1 pseudogene is annotated in these 924 nt (G+C 16.7%); it reads right to left on the reverse strand.

The window, feature by feature from the left end:
• Window positions 1-17 precede the first annotated feature (17 nt).
• Window positions 18-686: pseudogene (locus RC73_RS21605) on the reverse strand (proton-conducting transporter transmembrane domain-containing protein); the annotation flags it as partial.
• Window positions 687-924: the final 238 nt, after the last annotated feature.

Below are 924 nucleotides of genomic sequence, written 5' to 3' on the forward strand. Positions count from 1 at the left end.
TTATAAACTAAATCAATTTATATAAATGTAATTATATATATTAAATGTTCTAAAGAAATAAATATTGCTATTATTTTTAAATTATAAATTTTAAAAAATTTTATTATTGTACCTATACTTAAATTTTTTAATAAGATTAAATTAAATAAAATAGTTAATAATAATATTATGGTTACTATTAGTAAAATATTGTTGTTAAAATTTATTAAAGATATATATATATATATTTCAGAAAAAAAATTTATAAAAGGAGGAGTACCTATATTGGCAAATAAAACAAAAAATATTATTATGAAAAATATTTCGAAATTTAAAAAAGTGCTTTTATTGATTATAATATTTCGTCTGTATGTATATTCATAAATTATTCCTACTATAAAAAATATCATAGATGAAGAAAAAGAATGTCTAATTATTATTAAAGTAAATATATTTTCTGTTTCTATATTATTTCTTAATATTATAAGCACTATGCCATTTATATGAATAATTGAGGAATATGCTAAAATTATTTTTATGTCTGTACAAAAAAGGGTGTATAAAGAGATAATAATTATTCCTAATATTCTATAAATAAATAATATGTTTATTATTCTTCTATAGTTTATTAACATCAAACCATACCCTCCTAACTTTAATAATAATCTAGCTAAAATTATTGAATCGTAAAAATTTGCCTCTACGTGAGCTTTAGGTAATCAAAGGTGAAAAAATAATATTGGGATTTTAATTAAAAATCCTAATGAAAAAATTAATACTATATTTTGGTCATTTAAAAAAAAAAATATTATTAATATAGGAAAAGTTCCTATACATATAAAAATAAAGATATAGATTCTAGCTTTAAATCGTTGTATAGAAAAACTTGATATAAAAACTAAAAAAAAAATATTTAATGAAATTAATTCAAAGTATATATAAAAC

This window comes from Shewanella sp. ECSMB14102 (genome assembly GCF_000813075.1).
Taxonomy (GTDB): Bacteria; Pseudomonadota; Gammaproteobacteria; order Enterobacterales; family Shewanellaceae; genus Shewanella; species Shewanella indica.